Source organism: Formosimonas limnophila (assembly GCF_014652675.1).
Lineage (GTDB): Bacteria > Pseudomonadota > Gammaproteobacteria > Burkholderiales > Burkholderiaceae > Hydromonas > Hydromonas limnophila.
Genome location: NZ_BMZG01000009.1, coordinates 70,928 through 88,235, shown reverse-complemented (window position 1 = coordinate 88,235; position 17,308 = coordinate 70,928). Strand labels below are relative to the sequence as shown.

Below are 17,308 nucleotides of genomic sequence, written 5' to 3'. Positions count from 1 at the left end.
GCTGTTAATTGTTAATGTACAGTTCTCTTTATCAAACCACCTTGGTGACTTAATCGCCGACTTGTCGTCAGCACAGAAGGGAGATTATGATACTTTATGTTTAATCCGTCAAGCTATTTTTTTACAAACAACCAAACTTTTTTACAATTCATAAAGCAACAGGCGAAACCTCTCAAACCGTCGTTTCTCAACCGCCTTGGCAGCAGAGAAGCGAGATTATGAACACTTTCGACAAATCGGTCAAGTACTTTTTAGAACTTTTGCTACATTTTTTGCAAAGGCGTTAATTCTATTGGGTTAGCGGCAGATTTGACGTGAGCTTTTATGCCAACAAACGCCATTGAGCGGGAATGCTTGCTTCTTTTTCGTAACGCAACCAGTCAAAATACACGCCAGGGTCTGTTTTTCGGCCTGGGGCGATTTCACTGTGGCCCGCAATACCTTGTATAGAGGGATATTTTTCTATAAGTGACTGTGTCAGATGCGTCAATGTATTATATTGAACACTCTCAAACGCACTGTAATCATCCCCCTCTAACTCGATGCCGATAGCAAAATCATTGCAGCGCGTGCGACCACGCCACGCAGAGACGCCTGCATGCCATGCGCGATCGTCGCAGGAGACGTACTGTTTGATAGTGCCGTCACGTTTAATCAGAAAGTGCGATGAGACCTGAAATCTGTGGATGGTTTCAAAATACGGGTGAGCCGTTGGATCCAACCGATTAAGAAACAAGTCGTCAATCCAGTCACCACCAAACTGACTGGGCGGCAAACTGATGTTATGAATCACAATCAAGTCGACCGTCGCACCATCGGGGCGCGCATCAAAGTTAGGAGACTCAAGACGAATCACGTCCAGCCCCCACCCTCGCTCATCAATACGAAAGCTCATCGCGCATGCTCCGCGCAGCAGTAAAAGTGCCCGAGAACTCGCACACCTTCGTTCTCGGGCACATGCAAGCCACACTGCTCACAACCAATCATGAGATGGCCACTGCTTCGTGAGGCAGGAGAGGGCTCATCATTTCGTTGCTTTTTCATTTGTCGATACGCGCCCGCCATCCCAAATATAGCCCCCCAAAGCTGCTTGGTTTGCGGCGGCAGTTTGCGCCACTTATTCCAAACAGCGTAAACGATCAAACAAATAACCGCAAGAACCACTAAAGTTTTCACAAATTCTCTTTCATGAGCGTTTTAACAAGACATCCAAAACAAAATGTGTGCCCACATAAGCCAAAAACAAGAGGATGAAGCCAAATATCGTCGCTCGCACCGCACTCAGGCCACGCCAACCATAAAAGCAGCGCCCCGCGAGCAACACCGCAAACACACACCATGCCATCAATGTGAACACCACTTTATGATTGAGCAAGAGCGCCTGTCCCCAAATGGCCTCACCAAAAAACATGCCTGAAATCACCAATACCGTTAAAAACACAAATCCGGTATTCAACACACGAAACAGCAATCGTTCTAAAGTCAGCACAGGCGGCAGTTTATCTAATAACGATGGTGAACCGCCCATTCGATGTAAACGCCTCGCTTGCAACCCCAAAGTCAGAGCCAACAAAAACGCCGCCACAAAAATACCCGAGGTCACAATGGCCAGCACAATATGCGCCTCTGCAGGCAAGCGGTTGACCAGCATGCGGGGCGGCGCACTATTCATAACCTCCTGCGCTTGGGCATGAGCCAGACCAAGCACACCAATTCCCAGCAAAATCTGCCGCATGAAGCCATGCGCAAGGTACAATGTTGTTTTACTCATAATCGTCTATATCTATATTATGGATGTGCGTGGCACAAAATCTTTATTTCACAGAACAACAGCATACGCCATTTAAGCCCCCATCTGCAACGGCTGACGGCGCATTTTTCATTTTTTAGGATTTCCATGCTTGACAATTTATCCAACCGCTTTGGCAAAATCATCAAAACCATGCGCGGCCAAGCGCGCTTAACCGAAGAAAACACCGCAGAGATGCTGCGAGAAGTGCGCATGGCATTATTAGAGGCTGACGTTGCTCTGCCTGTGGTGCGCGAATTCATCAACAAAGTCAAAGAAAAAGCACTCGGTGCGGAAGTCGTCGGCAGTTTGTCACCAGGTCAAGAATTGGTCGGTATCGTCAACAGCGAGTTGGTCAACCTCATCGGCGGCGAATACAACGCGCGCGCCGTCGAGCTTAATCTCGCCACCCAGCCTCCCGCGATTATTCTGATGGCGGGCTTACAAGGTGCGGGTAAAACCACCACCGTCGGCAAACTGACCAAACGACTGATTGACCAAAAGAAAAAAGTCCTCACTGTATCCTGCGACGTGTATCGCCCCGCTGCGATTGAGCAGCTTAAAAGCGTCACAGGACAAGCCGGCGGCGAGTTTTTCCCCTCTACGCCTGACCAAAAGCCCACCGACATTGCGGCGGCGGCATTGGACTACGCGAAAAAACACTATATCGATGTTTTACTCGTCGATACCGCAGGTCGACTCGGCATTGACGAAGCGATGATGAATGAAATCTCAGCGCTGCATGCGCAGCTCAAGCCGATTGAAACCTTATTCGTCGTAGACGCCATGCTTGGTCAAGACGCGGTCAACGTCGCGAAAGCATTCAACGACGCATTACCACTTACAGGTGTCGTACTCACCAAACTCGACGGTGACTCACGCGGCGGTGCGGCACTCTCTGTGCGTCACATCACAGGCAAACCGATTAAATTCGTCGGTATGTCTGAAAAAATCGGCGGCTTAGAGCCATTCCACCCCGATCGCATGGCACAACGCATCCTCGGCATGGGCGACATCGTCTCACTCGTTGAAGAAGCCCATAAAAACGTCGATATGGAGAAAGCCGCTGATTTTGCCAAAAAAATCAAATCAGGCAAAGGCTTTGATCTAAACGACTTCAAAGAACAACTGCAACAAATGAAAAAAATGGGCGGCGTCGCCACCCTCATGGATAAACTACCCAGCCAACTCACCCAAGGCGCAGGCAACATCGACACGGACAAAGCAGAGCAACAACTGCGCCGCACCGAAGGTATCATCAACAGCATGACCCCAGCGGAGCGCGCCAAGCCCGAACTCATCAAAGCCTCACGCAAACGCCGCATCGCCGCAGGTGCTGGACTACAAGTGCAAGAAGTCAACAAAATGCTCAAGCAATACGAGCAAATGCGCGACATGATGAAAAAATTCCAAGGCGGCGGCATGGGCAAAATGATGAAAATGATGGGTGGTATGAAAGGCTTGTCAGGACTCATGGGCGGTAAAGGGAAGATGCCGTTTTAAACGTGCTCAAAAAACCAACCATGCTGTCATGCTCGTATTTAAGGTCATCCAAACTGCACTGACACATTTAGTAATGCATTGCTCATTTCTGTCCTAAGGGGAATCCGACTATGTCTAAAACTTTGTCTCGATCAGATCAGTTGATCACTAGCATGTATTTCACAACATTGAGCGCCTTAAACCAATCACCCAATGGGCAAATGCGCAAGTCGGATGTGCTAGAGCAGATCGAACAAAACATTCCTTTAGACGATTGGGCAACCACAGTTTACGCCAGTGGAAACACTCGGTGGAAATCCATCTTTCATCTTTCTTCTATCGGTTTGGTCAAGGGCGGTTATGTCGTTAAATTTAAAGGCACCTGGACGATTACGGATGAAGGACGTGCTGTATTAAACAAGCCTTATGATCCTGCTCAATTCCTTGATGAGGTGAAGCGTCGCTACGATATTTGGAAAAATAGTCAAATCGTTCAAACAACAAACGAGCCTGCAGAGTCATTCAATGAAGATAATACGATTTTGGAAATAGAAGAAGAGCCCAGAGAAGTGATGGCTCGAGCGCTCAAAAAAACTCATGAAACACTCTCTGCGGAACTAATTGAAAGCATCAAGCAATGTGATCCAGCCTTCTTTGAGCGGCTGGTTATTCAGCTTTTGCTCAAAATGGGTTACGGTGGCAGTCGGCAAGAAGCTGGGCGCGCAGTCGGCCAATCAGGCGACAATGGTATTGACGGAATCATCAACGAAGATCGTTTGGGTTTGGATGCCATTTATCTTCAAGCAAAACGTTGGGAAAACTCAGTCGGCGAACCTCCAATACGCGACTTTTTCGGCGCACTCGATATTAAAGGCGTCAAGAAAGGGGTGTTCATCACCACCAGCTACTTTACACCAGCCGCCTTAAAAGTCATTGAGAGCAATCGCTCTGATAAAAAAATTGTCTTGATTGACGGCGCGCGTTTGGCCGAGCTGATGATTGAACACGATTTAGGTGTTTCGGTTGAAGACACATTCACTCTAAAGCGCTTAGATAGCGACTTCTTTAGTGACGATTGAACGGTTTGATTAGTCAGGTTATAGCACTTTAATCTACCTTTGAAAGTATTGGCTATGTACATCTGGTTTCGCATGATTCGCATGTTTTTCATCGCTTGGCTTGAGCAGCGCCGTCATGGGCACGTGGGTTTGTTTGAGACGACGGTGTTTACCACTCGGGCGTGGCCGAATGATTTGGATTTTAATGTCCATGTGAACAATGGCCGAATCAATACGTTGGCTGATTTGGGGCGGATGCATTTTTTCTTGCGCACGGGTTTGCTACAGTATGCTTTGCGTCAAGGCGTGCGTCCGATGGTGGGCGATATTACGTCGAAATTTCGCCGTGAGATCAAGGCGTTTGATGAAGTGGTGATTCATACGCGCTTGATCGGTTGGGTCGATAAATGGGCATTTATGGAGCACCGCATCGTGCGCGAGGGTCGCGTGATTGCGAATGTGGTGATGCGCGGGATGTTTAAGGGGCGTTCTGGTGCGATGGCACCAGAGGTGCTTTTGTCTGAGTTTGCACCTGACACGGAAAGTCATGTGAATGATTTGCCTGACTGGGCGCTTGATTGGCACAGGGGCATGGAGGGAATGTCGGCTCAGCTGCGTGCTGAGGAGGCGAGTCTTTAGAAGGTCTAACCTATAGTGATGGGGACAATGATGAATCGAAGAACTTTTATTAAAACGCTTTCTGTGATGGGAGGCGGCTCACTGACAGCTTTGGGAATTGGTGGAATTTTTGCCGCAAATACCACCGCACCATCAAACAAAGCGTCTGCCCATCGCATGCCTGACGAAGCCGAGCCACACGCTTGCACTTGGATGGCGTTTGGTGCGAGTGAGGCGATTTGGGGACGAAAATTATTGTCCGAAGTACAACGTAATTTGGCATTGATTGCCAATACGATTGCCCAATTTGAGCCAGTCAAAATGTTGGTTCGCGCAGCCGATTTAACACTTGCCCGATCGTTGCTTCATAAAAATGTTGAGTTGATTGTTGCGCCATTGGATGATTTGTGGATGCGCGATTCTGGCCCTGTGTTTGTCACTCACCCCACTGGTAAAATTTCTGCCGTTCAGTTTAATTTCAACGGTTGGGGCAACAAGCAAAAACACACGAATGACCAACGGGTCGCCGCCAAAGTCGCGAACTTTGCCCAAACTCCCTTAATCAATACCCATCTGGTACTCGAAGGTGGTGGCATTGAGGTAGATGGGCATGGCACAGCTATCATCACCGAAAGCTGTGTTTTGAACACTAACCGCAATCCAAATCTGAGCAAGGCCGAGTGTGAAAAAGCCCTCATGCCACTGCTTGGTTTACGCAAAATCATTTGGCTACCAGGGATTAAAGATCAGGACATCACGGATGGTCACACTGACTTTTATGCCCGCTTTGCCAAGCCAGGTGTTGTGATTGCCGCATTTGATCCAGACCCCGAATCTTTTGATCACGAGGTAACGAAAACACATTTGGCTATTTTAAAAAATGCCACGGATGCAGATGGTCGTCCACTTGAGGTGCACATGCTACAAGCCCCCAGCTATGTTCGCCCCAAATTTAAAAACAATGACTTCGCAGCAGGTTATATTAACTTTTATGTCTGCAACGGAGCGGTGATTGCCCCAGAGTTTGGCGACACTGTAACCGATGAGGCAGCAAAAAGAACACTTCAAGCATTATTTCCTAATCGCGAAGTGGTACAAATTAATATTGATGGTATCGCCGCTGGTGGCGGCGGTATTCATTGCACCACTCAGCAGCAACCCCTTTGATTTAACGAACCTATGGAGAATACATGAGCACCATTGATTTAAAAGACTACCGACAACCGATGGTCACCTCACTCGGCGTGATGCTGGGGTTTTTGATCGGCTTTTTGGGGCAGTGGGTCACTGAAGACAGCTTCGCCCTTAAAGGCAGCGGCGACTCCATCGCTTTTTGGGGGTGCTTCACAGGTATTTTGCTGTTGTTGTACGCATTGTTTCGCATGCTCAGTCCAATGACCGACGCTGGCAAAGCATTGCGATATTATAAAAACACTTTGTTACTGTACATCTCTGGCGTGCTTTTTACCTTCGGCGGTATGATTCTCTCCGCGTTCATTTGACCTTTTTTCATCGACTGATTTTCAACAATGACTTCTTTTAACCGAAACTTTCCGAACGCGCGCCCACGCCGTATGCGCCACGATGCATTTTCACGAAATTTGATGCGCGAGCACACACTCACAGCGCACGATTTCATCTACCCTGTATTCATCACCGAAGGTGATGGCATCAAAACACCGATTGCCTCCATGCCACATCAATCTCGCCTGTCACTCGATGAGTTGCTCACAGTCGCGCAAGAAGCCGCTGCACTGGGCATCCCTGCACTGGCGTTATTTCCCGTCATTGACGTGGATAAAAAATCGCTCAATGGCAAAGAGGCCTACAACCCTGATGGTTTGGTGCTTCGTGCGATTAGGCTTCTTAAGTCGCATTTCCCGCAATTGGGCATCATGACCGACGTGGCTCTCGATCCTTATACCAGCCACGGTCAGGACGGCGTGATTGATGAAACGGGTTATGTGCTGAACGACGAAACCACAGAAATTTTAGTGCAGCAAGCCTTATGCCATGCAGATGCAGGCGCAGACATCGTCGCGCCGTCCGATATGATGGACGGGCGCATTGGTGCGATTCGCACAGCATTAGAAACCGAAAGTTTCATCCACACGCGCATCATGTCGTATGCAGCAAAATACGCGTCGCATTTTTATGGGCCGTTCCGCGATGCGGTGGGTTCATCAGGCAACTTGGGCAAAGCTGACAAAAAAACCTATCAGATGGATTATGCGAATGTGAACGAAGCCTTGCACGAGGTCGCGCTCGATTTATCTGAAGGTGCAGACATGGTGATGGTCAAACCGGGTATGCCATATCTCGACGTGGTGCGTGCGGTCAAAGACGAATTCAAAGTCCCTACCTTTGCCTATCAAGTCAGCGGCGAGTACGCCATGATTCACGCTGCCGCACAAAATAGCTGGTTGGATTTAGAAGCGTGCATGCTCGAAAGTCTGATGAGCTTCAAACGTGCGGGCGCAGATGGCATATTGACTTACTTCGCACTCGATGCCGCCCGTGCATTAAACAAAGGATAAAAACATGAGAATGCTCCACACCATGCTGCGCGTCGGCGATTTGCAACGCTCGATTGATTTTTATACCACGGTTTTGGGCATGCATCTGTTGCGCACACGTGACAATCCTGAGTATCAATACACATTGGCATTCGTGGGCTATGCTGACGAATCTGAACAAGCAGTATTAGAGCTCACATATAACTATGGTGTGACAAAATACGATTTGGGCACAGCATACGGCCACATCGCACTGGATGTGCCTAATGTCGCCGCTGCCTGCGAGCGCATCCGCGCCGCTGGTGGACGTGTGACTCGTGAGGCTGGGCCAGTCAAAGGTGGCACCACCGTGATTGCTTTTGTTGAAGACCCAGATGGTTATAAAATAGAGTTGATTGAAGAACAATTCCATACCAAAGACGCGCTATAAAATGGATATGTTTGCATTTGACACCACTGAGTTGGGCATCACAGCCCGTATATTGACTGATGGCTCGTTGACTGGTCATGATTTTATCTGGGTGGATGCGCTGCGTGACGACATTGCACGCGACCCTGTCGCATGGCAACAGCAAATTTTTCATAGCACGGGTGTCCGCATTGATGAGTTTCACATGACGGATATCCTCAATGCACAACACCCGTCGTCTTTTGACTTAACCAATGAATACGAAATCTTGATTTTTCGTAAACTCATGAGCAGCAACACGCCTGGCACATCACTCAATCCTGCTAATTTAACCACCTTACCCGTGGTGTTTATTCTCACCGATCGTGCACTGGTGACGGTACGTGACTCAAGCAGCCAAACATTCAGCAGCTTTCGCCAACGCTTAACCCAGCAATGCGATGAGCCAAACTCGCGTAGCATGCGTTTGCCCACCTCGACGCTGGATTTGACGCTGCGGATTCTGAACGCATTGGTGGACAAATACCTTGAGCTGCGCTTGCCACTGACCCAGCGCATTGACGATTGGCAAAACTTACTGCTGCGCGGCAATCATCGGTTCAAAGAATGGCAACGCCTACTCAACGAACGACTCGCCCTGCACAATCTCGAAAACCTTTGTGAAGAACAAGTCGATTCTTTGCAAGAATTACGCGACAGCTATCTTGACCGACAAAGCGGCCCACAGCACACCAATGTCGAACCACAAACCCGCCGAGACCTGATTCTCGTTCGCATCAATGATTTAACCGAACACGTCTCACGCGTACAAAGCCACGTATCAAGATTAGAAAACGCACTCAAGTCCGCTGTCGAGCTGCACTTTTCCGCCACCTCAAATCAAACCAACGAAACGATGCGTTTCCTCGCCATCATCACCGCGATATTCTCGCCATTGACTTTGCTCACGGGTATTTATGGCATGAATTTTGACATCATGCCTGGCTTACACAACCCCCATGGATTTTGGTTCATGCTTGGTGGTATGCTGCTCACCACTTTTGGCCTTTTATACTATTTTCACCGCCGACAACTCGTTGGTCGAGGCGAACGCAGTGTAATTGACCTACTCACACGCGAGCTCATCAGCAAAGAGCCACCCGAGGCCTAAAAACGCACCAAAATCCTTCGCCGCACAGGTAGAATTGTTCATGCCTTTTATAACGACAACCACCTACACAGAGGAAACAACTCTATGAGCACTCGCGCCGAAACCGACTTTCTTGGCCCTCGCGAATTGACCAATGACATGTACTACGGCGTCCAACCGCTACGCGGCATATGAACCCGTACTCGGCTTCGCGCTGTTCTCATCCATTAAACCCATGGAAAACGCCATGATTGCCCTACGTGACAAATGCGTCATCGGTATCACAGCCAACGCAGAGCGCACAGGTGACAACGTTCTCGCCAGCCTCAGCATCGTCACATTGCTCAACCCCATGCTCGGCTACAAAAAATGCGCCGAAATTGCCCGCGAAGGCTATCAGCAAAACAAATCCATTCACCAAATCGCCTTACAAGAACAACAACTCATCACACAAGAAAAATGGGATGAGTTGTTTAACTTCATAACTTGATTCATCCGCATTTCATTCAATAACACAACTCGAAAAAACCTACAAAAAAGCAAGTCAACCGACTCGCTTTTTTGTCACTCTACCCATTCATCCGAGACAGTATTCGGTACATCTTTCATCAGTAAACGCACGTCATTGTCACGCAAGAGCCTAACATCCGATAAATTCCGTCGCCATGTCCTTGCACCTGCCACGCCGTGAAACAAATTAATCCAATGACGCGTCATGGCACGCAAAGGCACACCTTTGTCTATTTCGGCCTGTGCATACAACATCAGTTGTTCAAGCACCTCGTGGCGTGTGAGCGGTGTACGTTCATCACCAAACACCCGCGCATCAATTTGGCTCAAACCGTAAGGGTCATAATAAGCCTCTCGACCCACCATAACACCATCGACGTGTTGCAGCTGTTCATCAATCGCAGCATACGTGGTCAGGCCGCCATTAATGATGATGTTCAGGCGAGGATAATCCTTCTTCAGCTGATGCACGACCTCATAGCGCAGTGGCGGGATGTCTCGGTTTTCGCGTGGTGACAAACCTTTCAACCATGCATTACGCGCATGCACGATGAAGGTTTGGCAACCCGCTTCTGACACCACACCGATAAAGTCGCGTACAAAATCATAATCTTCATTTTTATCCAAACCGATGCGGTGCTTGACTGTCACATCAATCTCGCAAGCATCTCGCATGGCTTTGACACTGTTTGCTACCAACTCTGGCTCGTTCATCAAACATGCCCCAAATGAACCACTCTGTACGCGTTCGGATGGGCAGCCACAATTCAAATTAACCTCGACATAACCCCAGTCCTGCGCCACTTTGGCGCATTGCGCGAGCATATCCACGTCAGAACCACCCAACTGCAAAGCAACTGGGTGTTCTGCGGCATGAAAGTCCAAATGACGCGCCGCATCGCCATGCAGCAGCGCATTGACATTGATCATCTCGGTGTACAACATTGAGTGATGTGTCAGCAGTCGATGAAAGTAACGGCAGTGTCGATCCGTCCAATCAAGCATCGGGGCAATAGAAAAACGGCGGTGAGTATTCAAATCCATAACATCATTCACATCAAATAAAACACCGTCAAGTCAATGACGGTGTCTGTTGTTTTCACATCATATAAAGCAACATCGGTTATCTGCGTTTGTTGGTTTTTGTCTGACAGTCGGCACACAAACCATACAAGCTCATCGCACGCTCGTGCAATGCATAACCATATTGCTGAGCAATCTCGCTCTGACGCTGATAAATCTGTGGATCGGTAAACTCTTCAACCTTGCCACAATTCAAACACAGTAAATGGTCATGTGGCTCACCTTCATTCAATTCATACAACGCTTTACCCGACTCAAAATTACGACGCACGAGCAAACCAGCCTGCTCAAACTGTGTCAAGACCCGATAAACAGTCGCCAAACCAATATCCATGTTTTCAGACAACAAAACACGGTAGACATCATCAGCACTCATGTGCCTCTGACCGCTGGCCACGCTATTTTGAAAGAGATCTAAAATTTTCAAACGCGGCAAGGTCACCTTTAACCCACTGCTTTTTAAATCAAGGCTGTTATCCATCTAATTTCCCAATCATTTTAAGCGCGTCTATCGCGCTTTTTTATGTCAATTTATGGTAATCTTACAGCAATTTTGTGGGCATCGCAGGGTATTTGCCAACTCAGACTGACTAACAAAGGAACGTGATGAAACTATTTTTTCGCAACACTTTACTCGCTATTGGCACAGCCACAGCACTCTCTGCCTGTATCAATATCCCATACAAAGCCCCAGTTCAGCAGGGCAACGTCATAGAAGCGGATCGTGCGGCTGCGATTCGAGAAGGCATGAGCAAAAATGAAGTGGCCAACATTGTTGGTAGCCCACTGGTCAATAACTTGTTCCGTCAAGACCGCTGGGATTACATTTATCGTTTGGTTGAAAATCACAAGCCTGCGGTACAAACCCGTATGAGCATTTGGTTCACCAACGGTGTGGTGAGCAAAATCGAACGTGATTTAGCGCCGACCGAAGCACAGTAACCACCCCAACGCATAGGGTAAACCCCATGTATCAATCAACCCACTCACAAACCGAGTGGGCTTTTATATTGTTGAATCTATTATGAAATTAGTCATCACAGGCGCTTCTGGCCGCATGGGTCGTATGCTCATTGAAACCGCTCTTAATACTGCAGGTGTCACCTTGCATGGTGCACTCGACTCGGAGAGCAGCGCTTCGCTGGGCAAGGACGCTGGCGAATTTTTGGGCAAAACCACAGGCGTGCTCATTAGCCACGATGCCGCCGCCGTGCTCGCAGGTGCAGACTGCGTGATTGACTTCACTCATCCAGATGCAACACTTAATTACCTACCTCTGTGCATTGAGCAAGGTGTGAATCTCGTTGTCGGCACCACGGGTTTTGATGAAGCAGGCAAAGCGGCTTTGCGCCAAGCCTCGGAGTCTATCGGTGTTGTGTTCTCACCGAATATGGCGATTGGCGTGAACGCCACGTTCAAGATTCTCGAGTTGGCCGCCAAAATTCTCAACAGTGGCTATGACATCGAAATCATCGAAGCCCACCACCGAATGAAAGTCGATGCTCCGTCAGGCACAGCCCTCAAAATGGGCGAAGTTGTCGCAAATGCATTGGGTCGCGACTTGAATGAGTGCGCGATCTATGGCCGAGAAGGCCACACAGGCGTGCGTGAAGACACCACCATTGGGTTCTCCACCATCCGTGGTGGTGACATCATCGGCGACCACACCGTCTTGTTTGCGGGTATGGGCGAGCGCATTGAGGTGACTCACAAATCATCTTCACGCCAGTCATATGCCACAGGCGCTGTGCGCGCCGCCTTGTATTTAGAAACAAAAAACACGGGCTGGTTTGATATGCAGGATGTCTTGGGCTTAAAAGACGTCACCGCCTAATTCACCAAACCGTCACACTCGCCCAGCCAACGCTGGGCGTTCTTCTCAAAGCCCTCATGCCTCGCTCGCTGTTTTATTTCCTTAGTTTTCTCGGCCACCTGCTGCTCGTGGTGGGTTATATACACACAGACACACCGCATCCGACCGCAACCACACCCATCGTCATCGAACCACTGACACCAACCAAAGATAACGTCACAACAGACAAAACAGGCGATAACAGTAACGCGCTACCTAAGTCATCAGCCAATACACCAAACACACCCAGTGCCACACCCACAAATCAATCAGCCAATACAGAGGCTTCTAAAACCACATCATCAACGGTGACACCCTCCGCAACCAGCTCATTGATGCAGACGACTACTACAACAAAAGCAGTAACGACCACTTCAAACTCGGGAACACCATCAGATAGCCACACAGGCCAAGCCCAAAACCGTGCAGCCAAAGCAACCCTCCAAAACGTACAACGCTCATGCAGCAAACAGGCCAGTCAATTTAAACTCGTAGGTGGCAAATTCAAAATCACTGCAACGGTCAACACAACAGGAAAAGCCAGTGCGGTCACATTTGCCAAAAGCTCTGACAAGATGATGAATGACGAAATCCACAAAATCGCCATGGCCATGACATTTACACCCGCACTTGATGAGCAGGGTCAACCAACGACTGGACAAGCCACATTCATCATCAATCACGCCGACTGCCGTTAACCTCTGTAGATGAAATGACCAAAAACATGCAACAACCTGAGACTGATCTGCCCTCGCATAGACGGACACCTTTTAACGTAAGAATAGAGGTGTCAAATGAAACGCAATCGTTACGATGAGTCATTCAAATCAGAACCAGTAAGTTTAGCATTATCAGGCGAGCTGAGTTACGCGGAATTGGCTCGAGATTTGGGTATAAGCTACGGGACTTTAACGAACTGGATTTATGAAACCATGAAGAATCTTAAAGCTGCCCCAACCAAAGGCCAAAGCCCAAGTCGCCAAGACTATCAAACATTAGAGCGTCAACTCAAAGCCGCTCATAAAGAGCTTGATTTGCGCAAGCGGGAGATTGAATTCCTAAAAAAGGCAAGCGCGTACTTTGCGAGCCTGAAACCGTAAAGTACGCAATGATTGCTCAAGACGCGGGTCTATCAACGACACGCAAATGCGCCATTATGGATGTATCGCGCAGCGGCTATTACGACTGGCTAAACGTCAGCCATCAAACCGCATGGTGCTCAATATCGCATTGGATAAGCGGATTCAGCGCATTTATGATGAGCACGCGGGGCGTTATGGCTATCGCATTGCTTTTGCAATCAATGGAAGCACGCCAGACGTGAAATCTTCTGGTTTATTGAGGCCTATTACAACCTCAAACGCAAACATTCAAAATTGGGATATCATAGTCCTGTAAAATTTGAATCCGCAGCAGCTAAAATTGCTGCTTAAACTGTTCGTTGAAACGAGTGCTGATCAACTTAAAGATACAAGGTTGATTTTTTATGTTACCCATAGGGTTTTTAGAATGATAAAACAAAGAGATTCATTGATGTGGGCAATGGCCTGTGTGGCCAAGATACAAGGGAGGCATATTGACCGTTTGTATTTGCATGATGTGATTTCTTCACGCTGTGCTGCTTTTGTGGATAGTTTAGGAAAGAAAGGCAGCGATTGGCAATCTGTTTTAGAGCGTGTCACCGAAGAAATGGAAATAGAGCAGTTGTATATGCCTCAAAAACCTGACCCCGCTCGGTTACCTGCTATTTCTTGGAGTGAGGAACACGGTTGGCTAGTGGTTCAGTCTCAAACATCCACGGGCGGATGGCTAGTTCGTAGTAGCACTGAACAGTTATTTGAAATCCCAAGCGAAGAAACATTGGCGTGTGTGCGTTTGCAGTTTGAACAAGACAATATAAAATTGAGTCAGCGCCCTGCATTTGCGATGTTTAAAGATGTGTTCATGAGTCATACAACACCGCTGTGGGAAGCGGCTATCGCTACCGCCATGATTAGTTTGATGGCTTTGGGTGTTTCGTTATTTAGCATGCAGGTATACGATCGGGTCATTCCGACTCATGGCTATCAGACACTGTGGGTGTTGACACTTGGCGTGACTTTAGCTCTTCTTTTAGATTTGCTGTTAAAGAATGTCCGTTCTCGTTTAATAGAAGAGAACGTGCTCAAAATGGACAGCAAACTATCCAGAGATATTTTTGCACGACTGCTCAAGGTGCGATTGGATCAATTACCCGCGTCACTTGGCTCATTGTCCGCTCAGATACGTGGCTATGAAAGTGTTCGTAGTTTTTTATCTTCGAGCACCATATATTTATTAATTGAATTGCCGTTTGGTTTCTTATTTTTGCTTTTAATTGCGCTGATTGGTTCGGCTTGGTTGGCACTGATTCCACTTTTATTCTACATCATCGCAGCTGTTCACGGCTTTAAGTCCATTAAAAAGATCGAAGCATACACCCGCAGAGGAATGGAAGTGGCCAATCAAAAGACTGGATTGCTGGTTGAGGCGATTGAGGGCGCTGAAACGATAAAATCGGGGGGCGGCATGTGGCATTTTTTATCACGATGGATTGATATCAATGACAGCAGCCTTAAGCATGATACCAAGCTGAGACACATTAGCGAACAAGGAACGCATTACACCGTTTTTTTACAACAGCTGGTTTATATTGCGGTGGTCGCTGTTGGTGCGTATGAAGTGACGCAAGGGCACATGACGATGGGGGCATTGATTGCCTCATCGATTTTACTGGGCAGAACAACAGCGCCAGCGGCCACTTTATACCAACTGATGTTACGTTATGCAACCGCCAAAGCTGCCATGATAGGCTTGGACAGCTTATATCGCTTAGAGTCAGACAATCATGATGTCAAACGTCCTATTCAATTGGATCGGATGAGAGGTCAGTACGTGTTGGAAGACGTTCGCTTCTCATACAAAAATGCCCCAAATGCTTTTACAGTCACTCAGCTGACAATTAAATCCGGGGAAAAAATTGGTATTCTGGGCGGCGTTGGCTCAGGAAAATCCACTCTGTTGCGCCTTCTTACGGGTATGTATCAACCCCTAACAGGAAAAATATTATTGGATGATATTGATATAGGGCAGCTTTCCAGAAGCTGGTTATCCGAGCAAGTCGGTTATTTGCAGCAAGAGCATCGCCTTTTTAATGGTACTTTGAGAGAAAATCTGTTAATTGGTACGGTTGACCCAGGTGATGAAAAAATACGAGAAATCTCTGAAAAAACAGGCTTATTAAAAGTCATTTCCAATCATCCTAAAGGGCTGTCTTTGCCGATTGCAGAAGGCGGAAAAGGGCTGTCTGGTGGGCAAAAACAGCTGGTTGCATTGACTCGTCTATTGATTAATCAACCGTCGGTTTGGCTGCTTGATGAGCCGACATCTTCAATGGATTATCAAACAGCCGAGCAGTGTATGTCCACTTTGGCGCAAGCCATTAAGCCAGAGCACACCATGGTTCTGGTCACTCATAATCCTGCGCTATTAAAATTTGTTGACCGATTGATTGTCATTAACAACAATAAAATAGCGATTGACGGGCCCAAAATGAAAGTCATTAAACATTTACAAGCATCAGCCGCGGGATCAAAATCTACGCAACCGAAGATGGAGGGCATTTGATGAAGTGGTTAAAAAGACTTTTGGGTCTATCGGATGGAATGACGTTCAGTAAAGATCGCATCGTGCTCAGAGTGTCTCTTGTTTGTCTCATTGCTTTGCTGATATGGGCTCATTTTAGTGAGATTGACACCGTGGTTCACGCGCAAGGTCAGGTGATTTCAAGTAGCCATACTCAAACAATACAAGCAGCGGATGGGGGCGTATTAATTGAGTTGAAAGTTGTGGAAGGCCAATCCGTTAAGAAAGGTGATGTTGTGGCGGTTCTTGAAAAAGAGCGTGCCAACGCTGCTTTTGACGATGTATTTGGCAAAGTAAGTGCTTTACGCATGACTGTAGCCCGACTTCAGGCTGAAGTAACAGGCGGCTCATTTTCTATACCTGCTGAACTGGAAGCAAAATACAATGATTTTGCACGGGTTCAAAAAAATCTTTATCATCAACGCAAAGCTTCTCGTGATGAGTCCATTCATCAATTACAAGTGAGTCGGGCGCTCGTTTTGAAGGAACTGCAACTTAACCGCCCCTTAGTCGCCTCTGGAGACGTGAGTCAAGTTGAAATTTTAAGATTAGAACGAACACTAAACGATATTAATATTCAGATAAAAAACATAGAAAGCAAATATCTCCAAGATGCCAGTGCCGAGTGGACAAAGGCTCGTGAAGAGTTGAACTCACAAGAACAAATTTTAGCCGACCGCCAGCAACTGCTAAAACACACTGACTTGATTGCACCTGCCACAGGCGTGGTCAAAAGTATTCAAGTGACCACGCTCGGTGGGGTGGTGCGCTCAGGTGAGGAGATTATGCAAATTTTGCCAACAGAAAGCGACTTTGTGGTTGAAGCAAAAATTAAACCAGCAGACATGACGTTTATACGTCAAGGCCTACCCGCAAGAGTCAAATTAGATGCATATGACTACTCAATTTTTGGAGTGATGCAAGGCGAAGTTGTTTATATCAGCCCAGACGCATTACTTGATGAAAGTGAAAAAGGAGAAGGTGTTTATTATAAAGCGAAAGTTCGCATCGGTGAACGAGCGTTTAAAGGCAGAGCAAGCCAAGAGATTGAAGTCAGACCGGGAATGACTGTCACAGTGGATGTTTTATCAGGAAAGCGCAGTGTACTGTCCTATTTAACAAAGCCTTTGAACAAAACATTGAGTGAGTCAATGTCTGAAAAATAAACAAAACGGGTAGTTAAGCTAATCGAGCGCAGA

Annotated in this window: 21 protein-coding genes; 16 read left to right on the top strand and 5 right to left on the bottom strand. The window is 47.5% G+C overall.

The window, feature by feature from the left end; genetic code table 11:
* Positions 1–322: 322 nt before the first annotated feature.
* From ampD to IE082_RS09195, 3 genes are read right to left on the bottom strand one after another with little or no spacing between them, the layout of a single operon-like run.
* Positions 323–895, bottom strand: a complete 573-nt coding sequence (ampD, locus tag IE082_RS09205; protein ID WP_189493631.1) for a 1,6-anhydro-N-acetylmuramyl-L-alanine amidase AmpD — start codon at positions 893–895, stop codon at positions 323–325.
* The gene (locus IE082_RS09200; RefSeq protein ID WP_189493630.1) at positions 892–1,176 is read right to left on the bottom strand and encodes a PP0621 family protein; all 285 of its coding nucleotides are present in this window, start codon (positions 1,174–1,176) and stop codon (positions 892–894) included. The genes ampD and IE082_RS09200 overlap by 4 nt, the downstream gene beginning before the upstream one ends.
* Positions 1,177–1,186: 10 nt before the next feature.
* Positions 1,187–1,771 (bottom strand): cytochrome C assembly family protein, encoded by a 585-nt coding sequence (locus IE082_RS09195; RefSeq protein WP_189493629.1) that lies wholly within the window; start codon positions 1,769–1,771, stop codon positions 1,187–1,189.
* Between the two features lie 126 nt (positions 1,772–1,897).
* Between IE082_RS09195 and ffh the strand changes: the two genes are divergently transcribed.
* The 9 genes from ffh (at position 1,898) to IE082_RS09150 (ending at position 9,491) form a co-directional block, all read left to right on the top strand.
* Positions 1,898–3,292, top strand: coding sequence for a signal recognition particle protein (gene ffh / locus IE082_RS09190; protein WP_189493628.1), 1,395 nt, complete (start codon positions 1,898–1,900; stop codon positions 3,290–3,292).
* Between the two features lie 152 nt (positions 3,293–3,444).
* On the top strand, positions 3,445–4,350 hold the full coding sequence (locus IE082_RS09185) for a restriction endonuclease (RefSeq protein ID WP_229809800.1): 906 nt from the start codon (positions 3,445–3,447) through the stop codon (positions 4,348–4,350).
* Between the two features lie 54 nt (positions 4,351–4,404).
* Positions 4,405–4,968, top strand: coding sequence for a thioesterase family protein (locus IE082_RS09180; RefSeq protein WP_189493626.1), 564 nt, complete (start codon positions 4,405–4,407; stop codon positions 4,966–4,968).
* Positions 4,969–4,995: 27 nt separating this feature from the next.
* Positions 4,996–6,114, top strand: a complete 1,119-nt coding sequence (locus IE082_RS09175) for an agmatine deiminase family protein (RefSeq protein WP_189493625.1) — start codon at positions 4,996–4,998, stop codon at positions 6,112–6,114.
* A gap of 23 nt (positions 6,115–6,137) precedes the next feature.
* Positions 6,138–6,449 (top strand): hypothetical protein, encoded by a 312-nt coding sequence (locus IE082_RS09170; RefSeq protein WP_189493624.1) that lies wholly within the window; start codon positions 6,138–6,140, stop codon positions 6,447–6,449.
* A gap of 27 nt (positions 6,450–6,476) precedes the next feature.
* The gene (gene hemB, locus IE082_RS09165; RefSeq protein ID WP_189493623.1) at positions 6,477–7,484 is read left to right on the top strand and encodes a porphobilinogen synthase; all 1,008 of its coding nucleotides are present in this window, start codon (positions 6,477–6,479) and stop codon (positions 7,482–7,484) included.
* 4 nt (positions 7,485–7,488) lie between these two features.
* The gene (gloA, locus tag IE082_RS09160) at positions 7,489–7,893 is read left to right on the top strand and encodes a lactoylglutathione lyase (protein ID WP_189493622.1); all 405 of its coding nucleotides are present in this window, start codon (positions 7,489–7,491) and stop codon (positions 7,891–7,893) included.
* 1 nt (position 7,894) lies between these two features.
* Positions 7,895–9,022, top strand: a complete 1,128-nt coding sequence (locus IE082_RS09155) for a magnesium transporter CorA family protein (protein WP_189493621.1) — start codon at positions 7,895–7,897, stop codon at positions 9,020–9,022.
* Between the two features lie 133 nt (positions 9,023–9,155).
* Entirely contained in the window at positions 9,156–9,491 is a 336-nt protein-coding gene (locus tag IE082_RS09150; protein ID WP_229809799.1) for a lyase family protein, read from the top strand.
* A 74-nt stretch (positions 9,492–9,565) separates the two neighbouring features.
* Here IE082_RS09150 and dusA read toward each other — a convergent pair whose 3' ends face one another.
* Positions 9,566–10,555: a tRNA dihydrouridine(20/20a) synthase DusA gene (gene dusA / locus IE082_RS09145; protein ID WP_189493620.1), complete on the bottom strand. Its 990-nt coding sequence runs from the start codon at positions 10,553–10,555 to the stop codon at positions 9,566–9,568.
* A 79-nt stretch (positions 10,556–10,634) separates the two neighbouring features.
* Positions 10,635–11,075 carry a ferric iron uptake transcriptional regulator gene (fur, locus tag IE082_RS09140; protein WP_189493619.1) on the bottom strand — a complete coding sequence of 147 codons (441 nt, stop codon included), beginning with the start codon at positions 11,073–11,075 and terminating at the stop codon, positions 10,635–10,637.
* Between the two features lie 125 nt (positions 11,076–11,200).
* Here fur and IE082_RS09135 point away from each other — a divergent pair, with 125 nt between their 5' ends.
* The 7 genes from IE082_RS09135 to IE082_RS09105 all read left to right on the top strand — a co-directional run bounded on the left by IE082_RS09135 (position 11,201) and on the right by IE082_RS09105 (position 17,275).
* Positions 11,201–11,536: an outer membrane protein assembly factor BamE gene (locus tag IE082_RS09135; protein ID WP_189493618.1), complete on the top strand. Its 336-nt coding sequence runs from the start codon at positions 11,201–11,203 to the stop codon at positions 11,534–11,536.
* An 82-nt stretch (positions 11,537–11,618) separates the two neighbouring features.
* The gene (dapB, locus tag IE082_RS09130; RefSeq protein WP_189493617.1) at positions 11,619–12,428 is read left to right on the top strand and encodes a 4-hydroxy-tetrahydrodipicolinate reductase; all 810 of its coding nucleotides are present in this window, start codon (positions 11,619–11,621) and stop codon (positions 12,426–12,428) included.
* Positions 12,429–12,484: 56 nt separating this feature from the next.
* The gene (locus IE082_RS09125; RefSeq protein WP_189493616.1) at positions 12,485–13,144 is read left to right on the top strand and encodes a hypothetical protein; all 660 of its coding nucleotides are present in this window, start codon (positions 12,485–12,487) and stop codon (positions 13,142–13,144) included.
* Between the two features lie 96 nt (positions 13,145–13,240).
* Entirely contained in the window at positions 13,241–13,546 is a 306-nt protein-coding gene (locus IE082_RS09120) for a transposase (protein ID WP_189493615.1), read from the top strand.
* Positions 13,547–13,592: 46 nt separating this feature from the next.
* The gene (locus tag IE082_RS11545) at positions 13,593–13,844 is read left to right on the top strand and encodes a hypothetical protein (protein ID WP_189493614.1); all 252 of its coding nucleotides are present in this window, start codon (positions 13,593–13,595) and stop codon (positions 13,842–13,844) included.
* Positions 13,845–13,868: 24 nt separating this feature from the next.
* The gene (locus IE082_RS09110; protein WP_189493613.1) at positions 13,869–16,091 is read left to right on the top strand and encodes an ATP-binding cassette domain-containing protein; all 2,223 of its coding nucleotides are present in this window, start codon (positions 13,869–13,871) and stop codon (positions 16,089–16,091) included.
* Positions 16,091–17,275, top strand: coding sequence for a beta-barrel domain-containing protein (locus IE082_RS09105; protein WP_189493612.1), 1,185 nt, complete (start codon positions 16,091–16,093; stop codon positions 17,273–17,275). Before IE082_RS09110 ends, IE082_RS09105 begins: the two co-directional genes overlap by 1 nt.
* Positions 17,276–17,308 lie beyond the last annotated feature (33 nt).

What these genes read in the sequence shown, in the direction of transcription:
- IE082_RS09195 (WP_189493629.1), bottom strand. Translation starts at nt 1,771, where the DNA reads ATGAGTAAAACAACATTGTACCTTGCGCATGGCTTCATGCGGCAGATT.
- IE082_RS09185 (WP_229809800.1), top strand. Translation starts at nt 3,445, where the DNA reads ATGTATTTCACAACATTGAGCGCCTTAAACCAATCACCCAATGGGCAA.
- IE082_RS09135 (WP_189493618.1), top strand. Translation starts at nt 11,201, where the DNA reads ATGAAACTATTTTTTCGCAACACTTTACTCGCTATTGGCACAGCCACA.
- gloA (WP_189493622.1), top strand. Translation starts at nt 7,489, where the DNA reads ATGAGAATGCTCCACACCATGCTGCGCGTCGGCGATTTGCAACGCTCG.
- IE082_RS09180 (WP_189493626.1), top strand. Translation starts at nt 4,405, where the DNA reads ATGTACATCTGGTTTCGCATGATTCGCATGTTTTTCATCGCTTGGCTT.
- fur (WP_189493619.1), bottom strand. Translation starts at nt 11,075, where the DNA reads ATGGATAACAGCCTTGATTTAAAAAGCAGTGGGTTAAAGGTGACCTTG.
- ampD (WP_189493631.1), bottom strand. Translation starts at nt 895, where the DNA reads ATGAGCTTTCGTATTGATGAGCGAGGGTGGGGGCTGGACGTGATTCGT.
- IE082_RS09105 (WP_189493612.1), top strand. Translation starts at nt 16,091, where the DNA reads ATGAAGTGGTTAAAAAGACTTTTGGGTCTATCGGATGGAATGACGTTC.
- IE082_RS09120 (WP_189493615.1), top strand. Translation starts at nt 13,241, where the DNA reads ATGAAACGCAATCGTTACGATGAGTCATTCAAATCAGAACCAGTAAGT.
- dapB (WP_189493617.1), top strand. Translation starts at nt 11,619, where the DNA reads ATGAAATTAGTCATCACAGGCGCTTCTGGCCGCATGGGTCGTATGCTC.
- IE082_RS09150 (WP_229809799.1), top strand. Translation starts at nt 9,156, where the DNA reads ATGACATGTACTACGGCGTCCAACCGCTACGCGGCATATGAACCCGTA.
- hemB (WP_189493623.1), top strand. Translation starts at nt 6,477, where the DNA reads ATGACTTCTTTTAACCGAAACTTTCCGAACGCGCGCCCACGCCGTATG.
- IE082_RS09175 (WP_189493625.1), top strand. Translation starts at nt 4,996, where the DNA reads ATGATGAATCGAAGAACTTTTATTAAAACGCTTTCTGTGATGGGAGGC.
- ffh (WP_189493628.1), top strand. Translation starts at nt 1,898, where the DNA reads ATGCTTGACAATTTATCCAACCGCTTTGGCAAAATCATCAAAACCATG.
- IE082_RS09125 (WP_189493616.1), top strand. Translation starts at nt 12,485, where the DNA reads ATGCCTCGCTCGCTGTTTTATTTCCTTAGTTTTCTCGGCCACCTGCTG.
- IE082_RS11545 (WP_189493614.1), top strand. Translation starts at nt 13,593, where the DNA reads ATGCGCCATTATGGATGTATCGCGCAGCGGCTATTACGACTGGCTAAA.
- IE082_RS09155 (WP_189493621.1), top strand. Translation starts at nt 7,895, where the DNA reads ATGGATATGTTTGCATTTGACACCACTGAGTTGGGCATCACAGCCCGT.
- IE082_RS09170 (WP_189493624.1), top strand. Translation starts at nt 6,138, where the DNA reads ATGAGCACCATTGATTTAAAAGACTACCGACAACCGATGGTCACCTCA.
- dusA (WP_189493620.1), bottom strand. Translation starts at nt 10,555, where the DNA reads ATGGATTTGAATACTCACCGCCGTTTTTCTATTGCCCCGATGCTTGAT.